The organism is Mesorhizobium sp. WSM4813 (assembly GCF_055811555.1).
In genome coordinates, this window is sequence record NZ_JBVVQU010000053.1 from 29,686 (window position 1) to 46,836 (window position 17,151).

A 17,151-nucleotide genomic window follows, 5' to 3' on the forward strand; every position below is an offset into this window, starting at 1 on the left:
ATGACCAGACCCACCCGCCAAGATACCGGCCAGGAGCAGTTCCTGACGGTCCTGTCGCGCGACGAGGCGCTCGCCCGTTTTAAGGCGGCGCTATTTCCGCGAACGATCCCAACCGAAGAATTGATGCTTGCGGAAGCCCTTGGGCTGGCGCTTGCCGATGATGTCACGGCTCCTATCGACGTGCCGCCCTTCGACCGTTCGAACGTCGATGGTTTTGCCGTGCGCGCCGCCGACCTGGCCACCGCGTCGGAGGCCCTTCCTGCCAGGCTTCTGCTCAACGGCGAAACTATCGCCTGCGGTGTCGCCCCTCAAATACCTGTGCTCGCAGGTACCGCCACCTCCATCTCGACGGGCGGGCCCGTGCCGCGCGGCGCCGATGCCATCGTCATGGTGGAGCACACTCAACCAACCAAAGGTGATGCCATCGAGGTCAGGCGCGGAGCCTTGCCCGGCCAGTTCATCTCGCATGCCGGATCCGACATTGCCCGCGGTGAGGTTCTGCTGCGTGCTGGAACGGTGATCGGCTCGCGAGAAATCGGCATGCTTGCCGCCTGCGGAATTGCGATGGTGACGGTGGCGCGAAAGCTGCGCGTGGCGGTAATGTCGACTGGCGACGAACTGGTCCAACCGGGCGACACACTGCGACCCGCCGGCATTTACGACGCCAATGGCGCAATCGTCAGCGCGGCGATAAATGAAAATGGCGGCGAGGCGAGCTTTCTCGGCGCGTATCCGGATGACGAAGCCACGCTGGAAGCCGCCATGCGCGAGGCGCTGGCTGCCCATGACGTGCTGATACTGTCGGGTGGGACGTCCAAGGGCGCGGGTGATGTCAGCCACCGCATCGTGAACCGTCTCGGCGCGCCCGGCATCGTTGCCCATGGCGTCGCGCTGAAGCCGGGAAAGCCGCTTTGTCTCGCCGTTTGCGACGGCAAGCCGGTCGTCGTGCTGCCGGGATTTCCGACTTCGGCCATGTTCACCTTCCACGACATGATCGTACCTTTGCTGCGCCGCATGGCGGGCCTGCCGCCTCGGACCGAAGCGAAGGTCACGGCACAGGTTCCGCTGCGCATCCCTTCCGAACTCGGCCGCACGGAGTTCGTGATGGTATCGCTGGTCGAGGGTGAGCAGGGGCTGGTCGCCTATCCCACCGGCAAGGGCTCGGGGGCGATAACGTCCTTTGCCCAGGCGGATGGCTTCATCAGCATCGAAGCTTTAGCCGACAATATGCCTGCCGGAAGCGAGGCGTCGGTGACGCTGTTCACACCGCACGTCCGTGTTCCCGATCTCGTGGTGATTGGCAGCAACTGCACGGGCCTGGATCTCGTCGTCGGCATTCTGTTTCGCGCCGGCCAGACGGTGCGGTCTATCGCGGTCGGCAGCCTGGGCGGCCTGGGCGCGGCTAAGCGGGGCGAGTGCGATATCGCGCCCATCCACCTCTTCGACGCCAAGACGCAAAGCTACAATGCGCCGTACCTGAGCGACGGCGTCGAGCTCGTGGAGGGATGGCGGCGCATGCAGGGCATCGTGTTCCGCCTGAGCGACGAGCGTTTCCAAGGAGCCGGCCCAGAGGAGGCGGTGCGTGCCGCACTCGCCGATCCCAATTGCATGATGGTCAACCGCAACCAGGGCTCAGGTACCCGCATCCTGATCGACCAACTGCTTGGTTCGGCGCGGCCTGACGGATATTGGAACCAGCCCCGCTCGCACAATGCCGTCGCGGCGGCCGTGGCACAGAACCGAGCAGACTGGGGCGTCACCATTGCGCCGGTGGCGCACTCAGCCGGGCTCGGTTTCATTGCGCTGAAGGAAGAGCATTATGATTTCGCGCTGGTCTCTGCCCGCAAAGAGCGACCCGCGGTGCAGGCCTTCCTTACCGCGCTCACTTCGCCTGAATTCAAGGAGGGGATCGAGCGGATGGGTTTTACCCGACCTGGCTAAGGTGCCAGAGCCGTTCGGCCTCGACAAAATCTTCGACCGTGTTGACATTGAAGAATGGATCCACCGGCTTGGCCGGCCAGGACGCGGTGGCAACCTGGTAGCGAGCCGTCCAGAGGTCGATCTTGCGAATGCCCTCTTCTACGAGTGCATGGCGTAACTCATCGCGCATCGCCACTTGCCAGAGCCCGATGACAGGATGCGTCCGACCCGCTGACATCGCCACCGCCAGATCCGCGCCTTTCGCCATGCGCGCCCGATGCAGCCGTTCGACGAGGTCGCGCGGCAAAAAAGGACAGTCCGCTGCGACGCTGACGATCCATTCGACGTCGGGCCTGTTCTCCTTAGTCCAGTCGAGGCCCGCAAGCACGCCAGCGAGCGGCCCTGGATAGTTCTCGACCGGGTCGGCGACAACGGGAAGGCGCAAGCGGTCAAAGCGGGCAGGGTCGCCATTGGCGTTCAGCAACAGCCCGTCGCATTGCGGGCCGAGGCGATCGAGCACACGATCGAGGATCGTGAGTCCGTCGATCTGACGCATGGATTTGTCGCCACCGCCCATGCGCCGGGCAAGCCCCCCGGCGAGAACGACGCCCAGGGTGGGCACCTTCTCATTCGCCATCGGCGGCTCCCTTGCGTCTGTGACGAGGTGCTTCCTCGTCGACGGAAGCGAGGTCTTGGTCGAAGACGATCCGATCCTCGCCCGACAGCACGGCGAACCGCTTGCCGCGCGCCCGGCCGACGAGCGTCAAGCCTGCCTGACGCGCCAAATCCACGCCCCAGGCGGTGAAACCCGAGCGTGAGACGAGGATCGGAATGCCCATTCGAACCGTCTTAATCGTCATTTCCGAGGTCAGCCTGCCCGTCGTATAAAGGATCTTGTCGGCCGGATCGATGCCGTGGCGGTACATCCAGCCGGCGATCTTGTCGACGGCATTGTGGCGCCCGACATCCTCCATATAGCAGATCGGCGTGCCCTCCTTGCAAAGCACGCAGCCATGAATCGCGCCCGCGTCAAGATAGAGCGACGGCGTCGTGTTGATCGTGCGGGTCATTTGGTACAGCCAGGAGGTGTGCAGGACGGCTGCCGGCAGAGCGGTATTTTCAAGCGCCTCGAGAAGATCTCCGAAAGCCGTACCTTGGGCGCAGCCTGAAGTCTGCGTCCGTTTCTTGAGCTTCTGCTCGTAATTCGTGTTGCGCTCGGTACGAACGATCACGACCTGAAGGTCGTCGTCATATTCGACTTCGGTTACGACGTCGTCGAATTTGAGCATATTCTGATTGAGCAGATAGCCCAGCGCCAGATATTCGGGATAATCGCTGATCGTCATCATTGTGACGATCTCCTGCGCATTCAGATAGAGCGTCAGCGGGCGTTCGACGGGGACGCGGACTTGAATAGGGGCGCCCGTATGATCGATGCCGCTGACCTGTTCGGTCAATCGGATGTCCTCCGGGTTCGGCATGATGATGGCGGGGTCTGGTCGGCTTTTCATTTGCTGCATGGCGTTCTCTTGAAATTGCAATCCCGCTCACCGGGGTGGATGCCTTACCTTCGGCTTGACGTCTACTATATACCCTGTTCAAACGAAGGCCGGTCGACAAAAGCGCCTATAAGCGCAGACTGGGCTTGCCGGATGGCGCCGAGCTGCCGGTTCGGCCAGATCCACAGAGGCTGAAGGCTCGATGGCGCAACTTTCAGACGACTGCTTCGCTTTCGGCGGCCCGATGCGATCGGTCGATGATACCGCCGCACTGATTGCTTCTCGGCTGACCGTTGTGGACGAGACCGAAACCGTCCAGCTGGCAATTGCCGATGGGCGCGTCCTGGCGAGAGATCTGGTGGCGCCGCTGCCCTTGCCGCCTTTCACCAACTCAGCCGTCGACGGCTATGCACTGCGTGGCGACGACCTGCCGGGAATCGCTGAAAAAGCTTTCCTCGTGAGCGACAGGATACAGGCTGGGGTGGCGCCGGATCGGCCCGCCGCGCCCGGACAAGCTATACGCATGTTCACTGGCGCTCCGCTGCCGGAGGGGGCAGACACGGTTTACATGCAGGAAGATGTCCGTGTCGACGATACCGGCAGGGTCATTCTTCCGCCCGGCCTGAAAAGGGGAGCCAACGTGCGGCCGGCGGGCGAGGATGTCGCAGCCGGCAAGGTGGTCCTGCAGGCCGGCCAGCGCATGCGCCCACAGGATGTTGCGCTCGCCGCGGCTCTCGGCATGACGCAGGTCGATGTGCGGCGCAAAATTCGCGTCGCGATCTTCTCGACCGGCAACGAGATCGTCGCGCCGGGAAATGTTCGGGGACCGGCCCAGCTTTTCGATTCGAACCGTTTCATGCTGATGGCCATGCTCGCAAGATTGGGCTGCGAGACCACCGATTTGGGCATTCTGACAGACGACAGCAGCCTGATCGCGGATGTGCTGAGCGAGGCTGCCCCAGGGCAGGACCTGATCCTGGCCTCCGGCGGGGTCTCGACCGGGGAGGCCGACTGCGTCAAGGCCGCCATAGAGAATGTGGGCGCCCTGGTATTCTGGCGTGTGGCCATAAAGCCCGGCCGGCCCGTCGCCATGGGGGTGATCAGGGGAACAGCCTTCATTGGGCTGCCCGGAAATCCGGTGGCGAGCTTCGTCACATTCGCCCATATTGCGCGCGCCGCAATCTTGGCACTGGCCGGCGCACGGCAGCAGCCAATAATTTCGCGGCCTGTGCGGGCCGCCTTTTCCTACCGCAAAAAGCCGGGGCGACGCGAATATGTGCGGGTGAGCCTGCTTGGGACGCAGGACGGCACTTATGAAGCCGTCAAATTCCCGCGCGAGGGCGCGGGCCTGCTGTCTTCTTTGGTTCAAACCGACGGCCTTGTCGAACTCGGCGAGGAAATAGTCCAGGTAGAGCCGGGTCAGACCGTTCAGTTCTTTGCCTATTCGGACCTGAATTGACGAACGTCGTTGAGCCGACGGCACGCAGTTTGCCAAAAATGCGATGCGACGCCTGGCCGCCCTCATGCGGCAGCCGGGAGGCCGTGCCGTTGACGACCGGTGACCGGTCCGCCATGGTGCGCCACTATGACAACGAGACAGCTCGATCTGTCGGGATTGAAATGTCCCTTGCCGGCGCTGAAAACCCGCAAGGCGCTGAGCGGCACAAGGCCAGGCGAGCGTCTTGAGGTCCGTTGCACCGATCCGCTGGCGGCCATAGACATTCCCAATCTGATCAACGAAACGGGCGACCGCCTGGAGGCGATGGAACGGCACGGGGACCACATCATTTTCTTGATCGTGAGGGCGCAAACTGCCCCGGTATAGGCCGTGCGACAAATCAGGGCGCAGATCAGTTCTGTCGTGGCGCCCCGGTCTGCTAAAATTGCCAGACCGGCCTTTGGTTCAATTGTGTGCCAAGTCGTTTTTGTGCCAAGTCCCTGATCCAAGGTGCGCCGGGCTGAAGGCGGCTCACAGCCACATTGCTGGCGGCAGCCGCCTTCCTCAGACGAAGGGTCCGGGAGGAGAGAGAATGACAATGCAGCAACGGCGGGCCCCCGATCGCGGACCCAAAGGGCGGGCGCTGGATGATGTTGCCCTGGCCGAGGTCCGGGAACTTCTTGGCCAGCGCGAACGCCGCCGGGATCTGTTGATCGAGTTCATGCATCTGATCCAGGACCGCTACGGTTGTCTGTCGGCCGCGCATCTGCGCGCGCTTGCCGAAGACATGCGCCTGTCCCAGGTCGAGGTTTACGAGGTCGCGACCTTCTACGATCATTTCGATATCGTCAGGGAAGGCGAGGCGAGGCCCGCGCCGCTGACAATCCGGGTGTGCGAATCGATAAGCTGCATGCTGTCGGGCGCCGAACAGCTGATTGGCGAACTGGTCGCCAAGGCCGACCCGAAGACAATCCGCGTCATGCGTGCGCCCTGCATGGGCCGCTGCGCCACCGCCCCTGCCGCACGCATCGGCGACCGCGAAGTCGACCACGCGACAAGCCAAAAACTGTTGGCGATGGCCAGAGACGAGGACATCAGCGCAGTGGCGCCCGACTATGTCGGCCTGGATGCCTATCGCGCTGCCGGTGGTTATCAGCTCTTGCAGAAAGTGCGCAATGGCGTGCTGACCACAAATGCCATTATCGAGATCATGGAACACGCCGGTCTGCGCGGCCTCGGCGGCGCCGGCTTTCCAGCCGGCAAGAAATGGAGCTTCGTGCGCGGCTATCCAGGGCCGCGGCTGATGTCGATCAATGGCGACGAAGGCGAGCCCGGCACTTTCAAGGACCGCATCTATCTCGAAACCGATCCGCATCGGACTTTTGAAGGGGCGCTGATCGCCGCCCATGCGGTGGAGGCCGAGCGCATCTATTTCTACATGCGCGACGAATACCCAGCCGCGCTCGCCATTTTGCGCGCCGAGATCGCGGCGCTCGAGGCAGCCGGCATCGTCAAGCCACGTTTTATCGACCTTCGGCGCGGCGCCGGCGCCTATATTTGCGGCGAGGAAAGCGCGATGCTGGAAAGCATCGAGGGCAAGCGCGGCATGCCCCGCCACCGGCCGCCCTATATTGCCGAAGTCGGCCTTTTCGGACGCCCGACACTCAACCACAATGTCGAGACGCTGTGGTGGATTCGCGACATCGTCGAGAAGGGGCCCGAATGGTTTGCAGCACTTGGCAAGCCCGGCCATCAGGGAATTCGCTCCTGGTCGGTTTCCGGACATGTAAAAGAGCCGGGCGTCAAGCTGGCCCCGGCCGGCGTCACCGTGCGCGAACTGATCGAGGATTATTGCGGCGGCATGGCAGACGGGCATGAATTCAAGGCCTATCTGCCAGGTGGAGCCTCGGGCGGCATCCTTCCGGCGTCGATGGGCGACATTGAACTCGATTTCGGCGGCGAACTCGCCAAACAGGGCGCCTTTGTCGGCTCACATGCGGTGGTCGTGCTTTCGCAAGCCGACAACATCAGGGATGTGACCCTCAACCTCATGAATTTCTTCAAACATGAGAGTTGCGGGAAATGCACGCCGTGCCGGGAAGGAACCGAAAAGCTGGTAACGCTCTTGAAAGAGAAGGGCGTGCCGGATGAGACGGCGATGCGTGACCTTGAAACCGTGATGCGCGATTCCTCCATTTGCGGTCTCGGCCAGGCGGCGCCCAATCCGGTCAATCACCTTTTGACGCATTTTAGGGATGATCTTTGAAATGGCAGATGGCGTCATATTCACCCTCGACGGCAAAACGGTCACAGCCGCTGACGACGAGACGATTTGGGACGTTGCAAAGCGCGAAGGCACCAGGATTCCGCATCTGTGCCATGTCGACATGCCCGGCTATCGGCCCGACGGCAATTGCCGCGCCTGCATGGTCGATGTCGAGGGCGAACGGGTGCTTGCCGCCTCCTGCATCCGCAAGCCTTCCGCCGGAATGGTGGTGAAGACTGACACCGAACGGGCCAGGAAATCGCGCCAGATGGTGTTCGAGCTGCTCGCCAGCAACATGCGGCCGGCGGCCGACGGTCCGGATCAGCAGTCGATGTTCTGGCAGTGGGCTGGTTCGATGGGGATTTCCGGCGATCGCTATAGCTCAAAATTTGCCAGCGACGATGTTCGGCCAGAATTCGATATCACGAATCCCGCCATTGCCGTCAATCTCGATGCCTGTATCACTTGCGGCGCCTGTGTCCGGGCCTGCCGCGAAGTCCAGGTCAACGATGTGCTTGGCATGGCCGAGCGCGGCAATCACTCGCTTCCCGTCTTCGACATGCACGATCCGATGGGCCTGTCGACCTGTGTCACCTGCGGTGAATGCGTGCAGGCCTGTCCGACCGGCGCGCTCTACGAGAAGTCGCTGATGGATGAGGCAGGCAAGACCCGGGTCGTCCAGTCCTTCGACAAGGTGGTCGACACGCTGTGCCCGTTCTGCGGCGTCGGTTGCCAGACCAGCGTTGCGGTCAAGGACAACAGAATAGTCCAGGTCGATGGCCGCAATGGCTATGCCAACGAGAACCGGCTCTGCGTCAAGGGTCGTTTCGGCTTCGATTATGCGATGTCGCCTGAACGGCTGACCAAGCCGCTGATCCGCCGCGACGATGCGCCGAAGTCGGGCGATGCCGATATGCGCGGCGTCGATCCGCTGACCGTGTTTCGCGAGGCTAGCTGGGAAGAGGCGCTCGCGCGCGCCGCCGGCGGGCTGAAGATAATCCTTAGGGATCATGGCGGGCAGGCGCTGGCCGGTTTCGGTTCGGCAAAAGGCTCCAACGAAGAGGCCTATCTGTTCCAGAAGCTGGTGCGCCAGGGTTTTGGCACCAACAATGTCGACCATTGCACCCGGCTTTGCCACGCATCGTCGGTGGCAGCACTCATGGAAGGCGTCGGTTCGGGTGCGGTTTCGGCGCCCTTCAACGACGCGCTGAAGGCCGAATGCATCATCGTCATCGGCGCACGGCCGACCACCAACCATCCGGTCGCTGCGACCTATTTCAAGCAGGCGGCCAAGCGCGGCGCCAAGCTGATCGTCATGGACCCGCGCGGCCAGGACCTGATGCGCCATGCGTCGCATTCGCTGCGATTCAAGGCCGGCAGCGACGTCGCCATGCTGAACGCGCTGATCCACGTCATCGTCGAGGAAAAGCTCTACGACGAGCAGTATATCCAGGCCAACGCTTCCGGATTCGAGGCGCTGAAGGCCAAGGTGAAGGATTTTTCGCCCGAGGCGATGGCCGAGGTCTGCGGCGTCGAGGCGAGCGTGCTGCGCGACGTCGCCCGCACCTACGCGACCGCCGAGCGCTCGATCATCTTTTGGGGCATGGGCATTTCCCAGCACACCCACGGAACCGATAATGCGCGCTGCCTTATCGCTCTGGCACTGATCACCGGACATGTCGGCCGGCCGGGAACCGGCCTGCACCCGCTGCGTGGCCAGAACAACGTTCAGGGCGCGTCCGATGCCGGGCTCATCCCGATGTATTTCCCCGACTATAAATCGGTCGAGAACATCGACATCCGCGGCGCATACGAGAATTTTTGGGGCCAGACGCTGGACCCAAAACGCGGTCTGACGGTCGTCGAGATCATCGACGCCATCCATGAAGGCGAAATCAAGGGCATGTACATAATGGGCGAGAACCCGGCCATGTCCGATCCCGACCAAACCCATGCCCGGCAAGCACTGGCCATGCTCGATCATCTCGTGGTGCAGGACATCTTCCTGACCGAGACCGCTTGGCACGCAGATGTGGTGCTGCCAGCCTCGGCGCATGCCGAAAAGCTCGGCACATACACCAACACCAACCGGCAGGTGCAGATTGGGCGTCCAGCACTCGAACTGCCAGGCGAAGCGCGTCAGGACTGGGAACTGATAGTCGAATTGGCGAGGCGCATCGGCCTCGACTGGAACTATAACCATGTCTCCGAGGTCTATGCGGAAATGGCTGATGTGATGCCGTCCTTGAAACATATCTCCTGGGGCCGCATCGAGCGCGAAGGTTCGGTGATCTATCCGGCCGACGGCCCGGACAAGCCTGGCAATGAGATCATCTTCTCGTCCGGATTCCCGACCGCGGACGGACGCGGCCGCATCGTGCCGGCCGATTTGCTGCCGCCTGACGAAGTGCCCGATCAGGAGTTTCCACTGGTGCTCACCACCGGCCGCCTGCTCGAGCATTGGCACACCGGCTCCATGACCCGCCGGGCGGGCGTGCTTGACGCGATCGAGCCACACGGCATCGCTGCGATGAACCCTTACGAGATCAAACGGCACGGCCTGCGCCAAGGGGAGATGATTGCGGTCGAGACCCGGCGCGGGACGGTAGACGCCATCCTGCGAGCCGACCGGGAGGTCGCCGACGGCATGGTGTTCATGCCGTTCTGCTTCAACGAAAGCCCGGCCAACGTGCTCACCAATCCGATGCTGGACCCCTACGGCAAGATCCCGGAGTTCAAATACTGCGCCGCGCGAATAGCGCCGGCGGCGAAGGCCGAAGCTGCCGAATGAACCATCGATGCGCTGGAGCACAGCCCGGTCCATCTTGGCAACGCTGGACATTCTCGCGACTTCCGAGGCGACCTTGGCCAAATGCCAGAAGCCCGCGCGATCGCCTCGCTTCCGGCTGCGGGTGGCGAGGTGATCGCGGAATAGTAGATCGCCTTCTTCGGTCAGTTTTGGGCATCGGACTGCCTACGGCGCCTGATGTCGCGCCGTCGCTGGAGCCATCGGAAAAGCGCACTGAATATGGGGAGACCCCGGTCGTCCGCGCGAGTTGATGCTGCGGACCTTCTAGATCAATTTGGCAAAGTCGCGGTCGAATATCTCGCGCGCCGTAGCGAGAGACATCGACGGATAGGATCCGATCTTCTTTTGATGCGCTTCTTGTCGCGCCATTGTTGAGCCATCCAGTCGGCCGTCACGCAGGTCGGCGTCGGCTTCAGGCCGGGTACCATGCCCGTCGCCTTCAACAAGTGTCTTCTGCTTGCCACTTTGTTCAATCCGTCTGATTGCGGCGCCCTTTGGGTTGAGAGTGGGCTCTGTGACGGATGAATAGATGGGGTTTGCACCCACCGAAAAGTAGGGTTGGCAACTGGGTCCTGTAGGGGGTTGATCCCCGGGTTGATCCCCCTAATAGCACCCCGGATCTGCCACTAGCCGGGATACGACAAGTCAGAAAACACAGGTGAATGAGCGGGATATGGCGTGATCCTACGAGATCGCAATAGGCAGTTTTGGGTGGTTGTTCGCCAGTCTTTGCGCTGAGCCGCTCTGGTGAAGGTCATTCTAGGACGAAGTTGACGCATGCATCCGGCCGCCGGAAGCCCGCAAGCACTCTCTCACGCGCTTGGTCGAAATCGCAAGTTGCTGCCGCTTGAAATGCTGGAATGGTCCGGGCAGTTCGAGTAATCGTCACCTATCGGCCTCCTCACCGCGCGAACCTATTTTTACTGGGGTTGGCTTTACGACTACCAAACCTTGATTGCAGGGTTAGTTGCCTTAGCAGGGGCGTGGTGGGGCGTGCGCGCTCTTAACATGCAGATGAGGCAAGCAGAGATCGCAGAAAATCAGCGGCTTGAAAGTAGACGGACGGCGGCCCGTGTCACTCTATCTTTCGCGCTAAGTGCCATCTCTGAATATGCAGAAGTGTGCGCGAACCAATTGGAATACCTGATTGGCAAATGTGATGAGGACGGAGGTCTGCCTGCTGAAGTTGAGGTCCCAACCCTCCCGCCAGTGCCGACCTAGCGGCCCTGAGGGACATGACGGAGGCTGCGCGCTCCGACGAAAGGAGTGCTTTGGCCGAGCTGCTCGCAAAGGTTCAGATTCAACATTCCCGCACCGGCTCACTAATCGGTGACCGCCGCCGAACAGGCCGTATAATAGTTAAACGCAACCTACAGGATTACCTTTTGGATTCCGCTGAACTCTACGCGCGCGCTTCATCTCTGTTCGGGTTTGCCCGAGGAAATTCGGGAATGCCAGATTCGGCGATCGACGCCGCAGTCTTGCATAGTGCGCTGCACAACATCGGAATCTTTGATGAAGACGAGCTTTACGAAAGAATAAAGGGCCGTACCGCCTAATATGAGTTGGCGAAGGCCATAAATCATTTGGTGACACGAACATGACTGAAACTGCCATCGATCCACAGGCGGAAATAGCAGCCCGGAAAAAGGCGACTGACGAATTCTCCATCGCACGATCTGAAGCGATCAACGAGTACGCCCGCCTTGAGAGTCATCTGGCGATGATTTTCGAGGCCATTTCTGGGGCTGAGATTAAAAAAGCCTACGCAGTGTTTGCGTCTTTTGCGACCAATCAGGCAAGAATGAGCACGATGAAACACCTGCTCAAATCACTCACGCTGAAAAATACGACAACTTCTTTGACTCGCTATCAGTGCACCTTATGGCTATCAGCAGCACGAGGAATAAGATTGTCCATTGGATTATGGTTCACTCTTATACTGGAGAGAAGAAATTCAACTCTAAAAAAGACATTTATCTGGCGTCGCACCCAGATGTTTTTGCGAACAAACAGTTCTACAGGCACGAAATTCTCGATTTTACAAAGAAAGTTGGTTTCTTCGCGGCCATAACACATCGCTTTGCCCTGAATTTGAAGCACCCAGAACTGTCCCGCGGGAATCCTGATCTGCGGCCATGGCACGAAATATTTATCGAGAAGATATCGTATCCTCCACCCTTGAATCATCCGTACCGGAACAACCGCAAGTGAATCCGAGGCGCCTGCCCCTCAATTTTTGAATTGGAAAAATGTGCGTGTTGGGGGCGATGCGGTACGCCGAGTCGTGACCACCAAAGATGTGATATACCCGGTCCAGGCTAACTGCGGGGTGTGATCAGTGTACAAGATGCTTGATGGATCGGAAGTCTGGCGGGGCGGTGTGTCGATCGACAAGATTACGAGCGAGCACGCTGGGGTAACGTTGAAAAGTGGTGGCCCAAGTATTTCCAGAAAGAATGAAAAAGGGATCTCTTTCAGCACATCCATCGCCTCAAAGGGCGGCGGCTCTACCAGGGTGATCTTGTATATCGCTGCGTCTGCATTCCGCGAGGTAGCTCTTGCGTTGGTAGAGGCCAGCCCCCGTAGTGCCATTTCGTCGTTTACGGCTGCCCTCAATAAAGTTGCGCGACAGTTGCCGTCCGAGGGCTAGCTTCGCGAGCAGCCAAATAGCGCGCCCCACCGGGGCATTCGGTCTCTGGCGTGGCCGCCAGCCGTACCGCTCGCCAAACTCGTAGATAACGCTAACTCAGGAAATCCCCTCGCGTGCGCGCAAGCGCGCGAGGGCCTAGCGTGCATACGATCGCAACTGCGCAGCCAGCTTGCCTAGATCCGCATCAGGTGATGGCGCCGCTCCGGCAGCCGACAACGAGCGCAGCGCTGCCTGCATCTTGGCATAGGCGCGGTCCAAAGCCACCGCAGCCATAGACTCTTTCACGGTCGATACGCGTGCAAGGTCGTTGCTCGGCTCGTCGAGTATACTGACTTCCTTGAGGTCGATTTCCTCGAGCCAGCGTTTGGTCGCCCCGCGGCCAGGCGATGAGCGGTTGACACGAAATCCGATTGACAGTCCGTCTAACGCTGATCCCACCATAAGCGAGAGAATGCGCCTGCCGTAGTCTGTATTGAGGGCGAGAAGCCGGCCCTCCATATACAGGCCTTTTGGCGTCCTCGCGCATTGTGGTCCATATGCCGATTGGAAGATCGCAGCCAGAGAACGGGTTGCCGTTGCTGCCGTGCATGAGCATCATCTTGGCTTCCAGGCCACTGATGCTGACATTTGCCGCGTTGCATGTGCGGTGATCGGCTGCAACGACCTGCCAACAGGCGGGTCTTGGCCCGAAGCCCCCCGCGGGATTTTATTTCCCCGCGTAGGTCCTTCAGGTCACATAGAATGAGGCTGCGGTGAGCGAGAGATGTGGGGAAAGCGTGGCGAACTGTGTTTGAGATGCGCCGCCGGCCCCGTCGCTGTCGAAGGAGAGCGCTCCAGTCGAACTGTTGTAGATGATGTGGTCGGAACTGTCATGCGCGGCTGTACCAGCAAAGAAAGCCGCGGATGGAAGCCCTCCCAAATGAAGCCCGGCAAAAATGGCGTCGTCGAGGCGGATCTTGTCTTGGTTGAAGTCGGTAATCCTGTCGACATTGCCGTGACCAAGGGCGTTATTGAAGACGAAAGTGTCGTTGCCGCCGAAGCCGCTCAACTTATCGGCACCGCCGCCGCCGTTGACGACGTTGGCGCCGGCATTGCCCTGGATGGTTTGGGCCAACCCGTTGCCGGTCAGGTTGATTGCCGTGGTGCCGGCGTCCTTTGTGGTGCCAAGGACTTCAATCGACGAGCCGGCCGAGAGAGCATAGCTCACGGAAGCCCACACCCTGTCTTGACCTTGGCCAGAGGACTCGACCACCTTGTCGCCGGCATTATCGACGTAGTACTCATCGTTGCCGCCATAGCCGATCATCGTGTGGGCGCCGGTTTCCCGAAGTACATCGGCGCCGCTGGTGCCGTACAAAGTGCCATCGCTGGTGCCGCCGGGAGGAACGACAGTCCCGGTCCCAGACCCGGTCTCGGTCCCGATCGCGCCAGTGGTTGGGGGAGTGACGTTGGCACCTGTAACGGTGTCGCCGCTGCCTGCCTTCTGATACAGCTGGATCTCATCGACTTGCATCTGCATCGACGAGGGAGTCGAACTATTGAGAGCCGTGTGCCATCCGGCCGCGTTCGAATTCGCGACCTGATTGCTCATGATCAGCTCCATCGGTTGATTCGGAATCTGCGCCTCTGCGCTGGTCACTTGCGCCATCTGCTTCCCGTCGAGATACCAGGTGATCGACTTACCAGGATCCCAGTTGATGCCGTATGTGTGGAAGCCGGCCGTGAGGTCGACGCCGCTGTCGACGACGCCACCGTCTACCCCTGACGGCCCGTGGAGGTGGTAGGAGAACGCTTGGTTTGCCGGTCCCGAACCGGTGAATCCACCCTCCTGTATATCGATCTCAAAATTGTCGCCGCTGCTGCCGGCGCCTTTGCCGGGCATCAGCCAGAGGGCTGGCCAAGCGCCGTCGCCGCTCGGCGCCTTCATGCTGATCTGAAGGTAGCCGCCATTGAATTCGAAGTTGCCATAGCTGCTGACGACGCCGGACGTGATAGGGAATGTATATGCCGACCCCTGAGCCACGCCGTTGACGGGCTGTTTAATTGCCGTGAGATTCAACAGCCCGTTGCCCACCTTATCTTGGCTCGGCATATTGTATTCGGCATTAAACCGGTTGCCCATTCCACTTCCGCCCGATCCATTGCTGTCCCACGGCCAGCCATTGGCGGCATTGCTGGTGATGTAGGTATGCCAATCGCTGTCGAGTGCCGTACCGGAGAAGTTATCCTCGAAGACGAGGTCGCTAGAGGCAAAGCCTGTGGGTGCGGAAAGAGCCATTCCGTGATCCTTCTTTGGCGTTGAAAACAGGAATTCCACGCCGCGCATCGCCAAGGCGCGCGACATATCGCATGCCCGCTATTGGGCACCGCGAACGGATTTCAAAGTAGCGGAGATTTGGAAGTCCTCGCCCCGACATTATTGTCGAGCGGGCCGTTGACCTCGCCATCGAAGGTGGGTTTTGTCTACGGGAATGCTCATCAGACCGTCGTCCTCGAAACCATAACGGTGTCGCTGCCGACGTGCGCAAGCGGGTCAAGGAATCGAGCCGCAGCCGGATTAAAGTCGAGCGCAGCTGTTCCGGCATAAGTACCACCGGGCTTGCAGTGTAGTATGAGCACAGTAGACCCTTAGTTCGTTGCGTTCTTTTTTGTTTTCATTACGCCCGCGCCCCTAAGTCAAGTGCAGGTATTCTCGCGCCTTAATTATTCGCGCATCGTCTTGTACCTACGTGAGTTGATCACTCGAGGACGATGTACGCAACCCAACCTGCCATTTGCGGCGAGAATGAGGCTGGGCGAAAACTTATTAACACCTTCTAATGTAGGAAGTGTGTCGAACGGCCGCACCGAACAGCCTTCCGCACGCCCTATGAAAAACCGTGTCCGTCGGCTGAAATGTTGCGATGGTTTGGGCGCCCTTGGTTCTAGCCGGCCGGTCGCATATTGGATCGTCGAGAGGGACGGCCGGGATGTCTTCCGAGGCTGCGTGGCGGACGAGCCGTCGAGTCTATGGCTGGAACTGCCAGCCCGCACTGCGACCGTGCCGTTTGCCTGCCGATGCGCTTGGCTGAGGTCCGCGGTTGCGGCGTTGACTACGCTCCGGTCTCTAGACGTGTTGCTGAGCGACGTCGCCGGCGGCGATGTCCCGCATCATCCGCTTTCAATGATCAAAGCTGGAACTTGGAACCAACGGTTAGCGTGCTCTTTCGCTGCATCGTCGTCAATGCAGACTAGGTTGACCGCACCAAGAATTGGCGGTGTTCTTTCAGAGCGCAGAGCCGATAATTCGGCATCGTTCTCCGTGATCGGCGACAACATTCTACCAGCAGCGTCGCTGTGGAACGCGAAGAGTTTGGTTCTTTCTTATGAGCTACCTCAGATGGGCCGCGTGCTTTAAGGTGCCCCCCGGAAGCTTCGCAGCCGGCGGCTTGACGGCATCGAGAGTGTCGTTACATTTGTAATGACTAGGTTTTGTTTTTATCCGGTTGCGCCCACTTTCTGAGGTGCGCGGTTCGCACCTTGCGTGCAGCCCGGGGCAAGGAGGAACTCTAGAACTCTGGAGCGACCTCAAGGCGGACCGGTGCCGACCTAAGATTCGTTCATTCCCAAAATGTGAAGTTCGATCAACAGGGACGACTTAGGATTCCCGTTCTGGAGCTGGCCTTAGGGCCATGCAGAGAGCTGGTTGTTTTCATTCAAAGTCACAAGCAATTCTTAGGAAGGTCGAAGCATTCGAAGAGGAAAACTTAATCTGGCTCAAGCACACTGAGATGGGCAGAGAGATGTCAAGTAATGACCTCTATACCGGAAAAGATTATGCCGCTGCCAATCCGACCTGGCATGACGAAGACGGCGGTGTCAAGGCCGCCAGCATCGCCAAGATCGTGCGCGCCAACAATATCAGTTGCCAGAAAATCGTCGACACAGGTTGCGGGACGGGAGGTGTTCTGAAAGCCCTCCTTCAGCACGATATCTTCCGTGACTCAACGGCCATCGGCTACGATATCGCTCCCTATGCTATAAATTTTGCCAAACAGCGAGAAAGAAACAACCTAAGCTTTCACTGCAGTGACTTCCTGCAAACCAACGAAAACTACGATCTTCTTTTGTGCATCGATGTTTTCGAGCACGTCGATGACTATATTGGCTTTCTTCGAAGGCTTAGAGGACGTTCGAAATACTATGCATTTCATATTCCTCTCGACATTAGTATCGTCGGCCTTCTGCGCGGTCAGCACCTTAAGCAACGCAAGGAGGTCGGTCACCTGCATTACTTTGATCAGGCCACAGCTCTAGCGACTCTGCGCGACACGGGCTTCAAGATTATTGACGCACAGTACACTAGGACGGCGGAAGTTATCCTGCAGATCCATCCCGAATGGCGAACCACGACAGCCATCCTCGGTAACGCCGCGCGGCGCATTGTCCGGACTATTGCCGGAGAGGACCTGTCGGTGCGCTTACTCGGCGGCGCCTCACTGATGGTCCTCACTAGAGCGTCGGACGCTCAGGTTGAATCGAGAGGGGATTCCAGTGAGGCGACGTTCGTGATTCACTTCCTGTAGG

At 59.9% G+C, this 17,151-nt stretch carries 13 protein-coding genes and 1 pseudogene; 9 read left to right on the forward strand and 5 right to left on the reverse strand.

What is annotated here, in order from left to right:
- On the forward strand, window positions 1-1,941 hold the full coding sequence (locus AC0L25_RS25440; RefSeq protein ID WP_473598041.1) for a molybdopterin biosynthesis protein: 1,941 nt from the start codon (window positions 1-3) through the stop codon (window positions 1,939-1,941).
- On the opposite strand, the gene mobA is transcribed toward AC0L25_RS25440, so the two are convergent.
- Together mobA and fdhD are read right to left on the reverse strand one after the other, a co-directional pair.
- Window positions 1,925-2,557, reverse strand: coding sequence for a molybdenum cofactor guanylyltransferase MobA (gene mobA, locus AC0L25_RS25445; protein WP_473598042.1), 633 nt, complete (start codon window positions 2,555-2,557; stop codon window positions 1,925-1,927). The genes AC0L25_RS25440 and mobA overlap by 17 nt on opposite strands.
- The gene (gene fdhD, locus AC0L25_RS25450; RefSeq protein WP_473598043.1) at window positions 2,547-3,440 is read right to left on the reverse strand and encodes a formate dehydrogenase accessory sulfurtransferase FdhD; all 894 of its coding nucleotides are present in this window, start codon (window positions 3,438-3,440) and stop codon (window positions 2,547-2,549) included. Before fdhD ends, mobA begins: the two co-directional genes overlap by 11 nt.
- A 181-nt stretch (window positions 3,441-3,621) precedes the next feature.
- On the opposite strand from fdhD, the gene AC0L25_RS25455 reads away from it, so the two are divergent.
- From AC0L25_RS25455 to fdhF, 4 genes are all read left to right on the forward strand, one after another.
- On the forward strand, window positions 3,622-4,878 hold the full coding sequence (locus AC0L25_RS25455; protein ID WP_473598044.1) for a molybdopterin molybdotransferase MoeA: 1,257 nt from the start codon (window positions 3,622-3,624) through the stop codon (window positions 4,876-4,878).
- A gap of 126 nt (window positions 4,879-5,004) precedes the next feature.
- A complete protein-coding gene (locus tag AC0L25_RS25460) occupies window positions 5,005-5,244 on the forward strand; it encodes a sulfurtransferase TusA family protein (RefSeq protein WP_473598045.1) in 240 nt (79 codons plus the stop codon).
- A gap of 205 nt (window positions 5,245-5,449) precedes the next feature.
- The gene (locus AC0L25_RS25465) at window positions 5,450-7,123 is read left to right on the forward strand and encodes an NAD(P)H-dependent oxidoreductase subunit E (RefSeq protein WP_473598046.1); all 1,674 of its coding nucleotides are present in this window, start codon (window positions 5,450-5,452) and stop codon (window positions 7,121-7,123) included.
- A gap of 1 nt (window position 7,124) precedes the next feature.
- Entirely contained in the window at window positions 7,125-9,914 is a 2,790-nt protein-coding gene (gene fdhF / locus AC0L25_RS25470) for a formate dehydrogenase subunit alpha (protein WP_473598047.1), read from the forward strand.
- Between the two features lie 285 nt (window positions 9,915-10,199).
- Here the strand turns inward: fdhF and AC0L25_RS25475 are convergent.
- Window positions 10,200-10,463, reverse strand: a pseudogene (locus AC0L25_RS25475) (hypothetical protein); the annotation flags it as partial.
- Window positions 10,464-11,203: 740 nt separating this feature from the next.
- Here AC0L25_RS25475 and AC0L25_RS25480 point away from each other — a divergent pair.
- From AC0L25_RS25480 to AC0L25_RS25490, 3 genes are all read left to right on the forward strand, one after another.
- The gene (locus AC0L25_RS25480) at window positions 11,204-11,491 is read left to right on the forward strand and encodes a hypothetical protein (RefSeq protein ID WP_473598048.1); all 288 of its coding nucleotides are present in this window, start codon (window positions 11,204-11,206) and stop codon (window positions 11,489-11,491) included.
- 41 nt (window positions 11,492-11,532) lie between these two features.
- Window positions 11,533-12,006, forward strand: coding sequence for a hypothetical protein (locus AC0L25_RS25485; RefSeq protein ID WP_473598049.1), 474 nt, complete (start codon window positions 11,533-11,535; stop codon window positions 12,004-12,006).
- Window positions 12,007-12,273: 267 nt separating this feature from the next.
- Entirely contained in the window at window positions 12,274-12,585 is a 312-nt protein-coding gene (locus AC0L25_RS25490; protein WP_473598050.1) for a hypothetical protein, read from the forward strand.
- A gap of 135 nt (window positions 12,586-12,720) precedes the next feature.
- Here AC0L25_RS25490 and AC0L25_RS25495 read toward each other — a convergent pair whose 3' ends face one another.
- Both AC0L25_RS25495 and AC0L25_RS25500 read right to left on the reverse strand, forming a co-directional pair.
- Window positions 12,721-13,083 (reverse strand): HK97 family phage prohead protease, encoded by a 363-nt coding sequence (locus AC0L25_RS25495; RefSeq protein ID WP_473598051.1) that lies wholly within the window; start codon window positions 13,081-13,083, stop codon window positions 12,721-12,723.
- A gap of 229 nt (window positions 13,084-13,312) precedes the next feature.
- The gene (locus AC0L25_RS25500) at window positions 13,313-14,929 is read right to left on the reverse strand and encodes a glycoside hydrolase family 16 protein (protein WP_473598052.1); all 1,617 of its coding nucleotides are present in this window, start codon (window positions 14,927-14,929) and stop codon (window positions 13,313-13,315) included.
- Between the two features lie 1,438 nt (window positions 14,930-16,367).
- Here AC0L25_RS25500 and AC0L25_RS25505 point away from each other — a divergent pair.
- Window positions 16,368-17,150, forward strand: a complete 783-nt coding sequence (locus AC0L25_RS25505) for a class I SAM-dependent methyltransferase (protein ID WP_473598053.1) — start codon at window positions 16,368-16,370, stop codon at window positions 17,148-17,150.
- Window position 17,151 lies beyond the last annotated feature (1 nt).

Bases quoted from the DNA above. Each gene is read 5' to 3' on its own strand.
- AC0L25_RS25500 (WP_473598052.1), bottom strand. From the start codon at position 14,929: ATGTCGCGCGCCTTGGCGATGCGCGGCGTGGAATTCCTGTTTTCAACG.
- AC0L25_RS25495 (WP_473598051.1), bottom strand. From the start codon at position 13,083: ATGGAGGGCCGGCTTCTCGCCCTCAATACAGACTACGGCAGGCGCATT.
- AC0L25_RS25440 (WP_473598041.1), top strand. From the start codon at position 1: ATGACCAGACCCACCCGCCAAGATACCGGCCAGGAGCAGTTCCTGACG.
- AC0L25_RS25460 (WP_473598045.1), top strand. From the start codon at position 5,005: ATGACAACGAGACAGCTCGATCTGTCGGGATTGAAATGTCCCTTGCCG.
- AC0L25_RS25455 (WP_473598044.1), top strand. From the start codon at position 3,622: ATGGCGCAACTTTCAGACGACTGCTTCGCTTTCGGCGGCCCGATGCGA.
- AC0L25_RS25465 (WP_473598046.1), top strand. From the start codon at position 5,450: ATGACAATGCAGCAACGGCGGGCCCCCGATCGCGGACCCAAAGGGCGG.
- fdhF (WP_473598047.1), top strand. From the start codon at position 7,125: ATGGCAGATGGCGTCATATTCACCCTCGACGGCAAAACGGTCACAGCC.
- mobA (WP_473598042.1), bottom strand. From the start codon at position 2,557: ATGGCGAATGAGAAGGTGCCCACCCTGGGCGTCGTTCTCGCCGGGGGG.
- AC0L25_RS25505 (WP_473598053.1), top strand. From the start codon at position 16,368: ATGTCAAGTAATGACCTCTATACCGGAAAAGATTATGCCGCTGCCAAT.
- AC0L25_RS25485 (WP_473598049.1), top strand. From the start codon at position 11,533: ATGACTGAAACTGCCATCGATCCACAGGCGGAAATAGCAGCCCGGAAA.
- fdhD (WP_473598043.1), bottom strand. From the start codon at position 3,440: ATGCAGCAAATGAAAAGCCGACCAGACCCCGCCATCATCATGCCGAAC.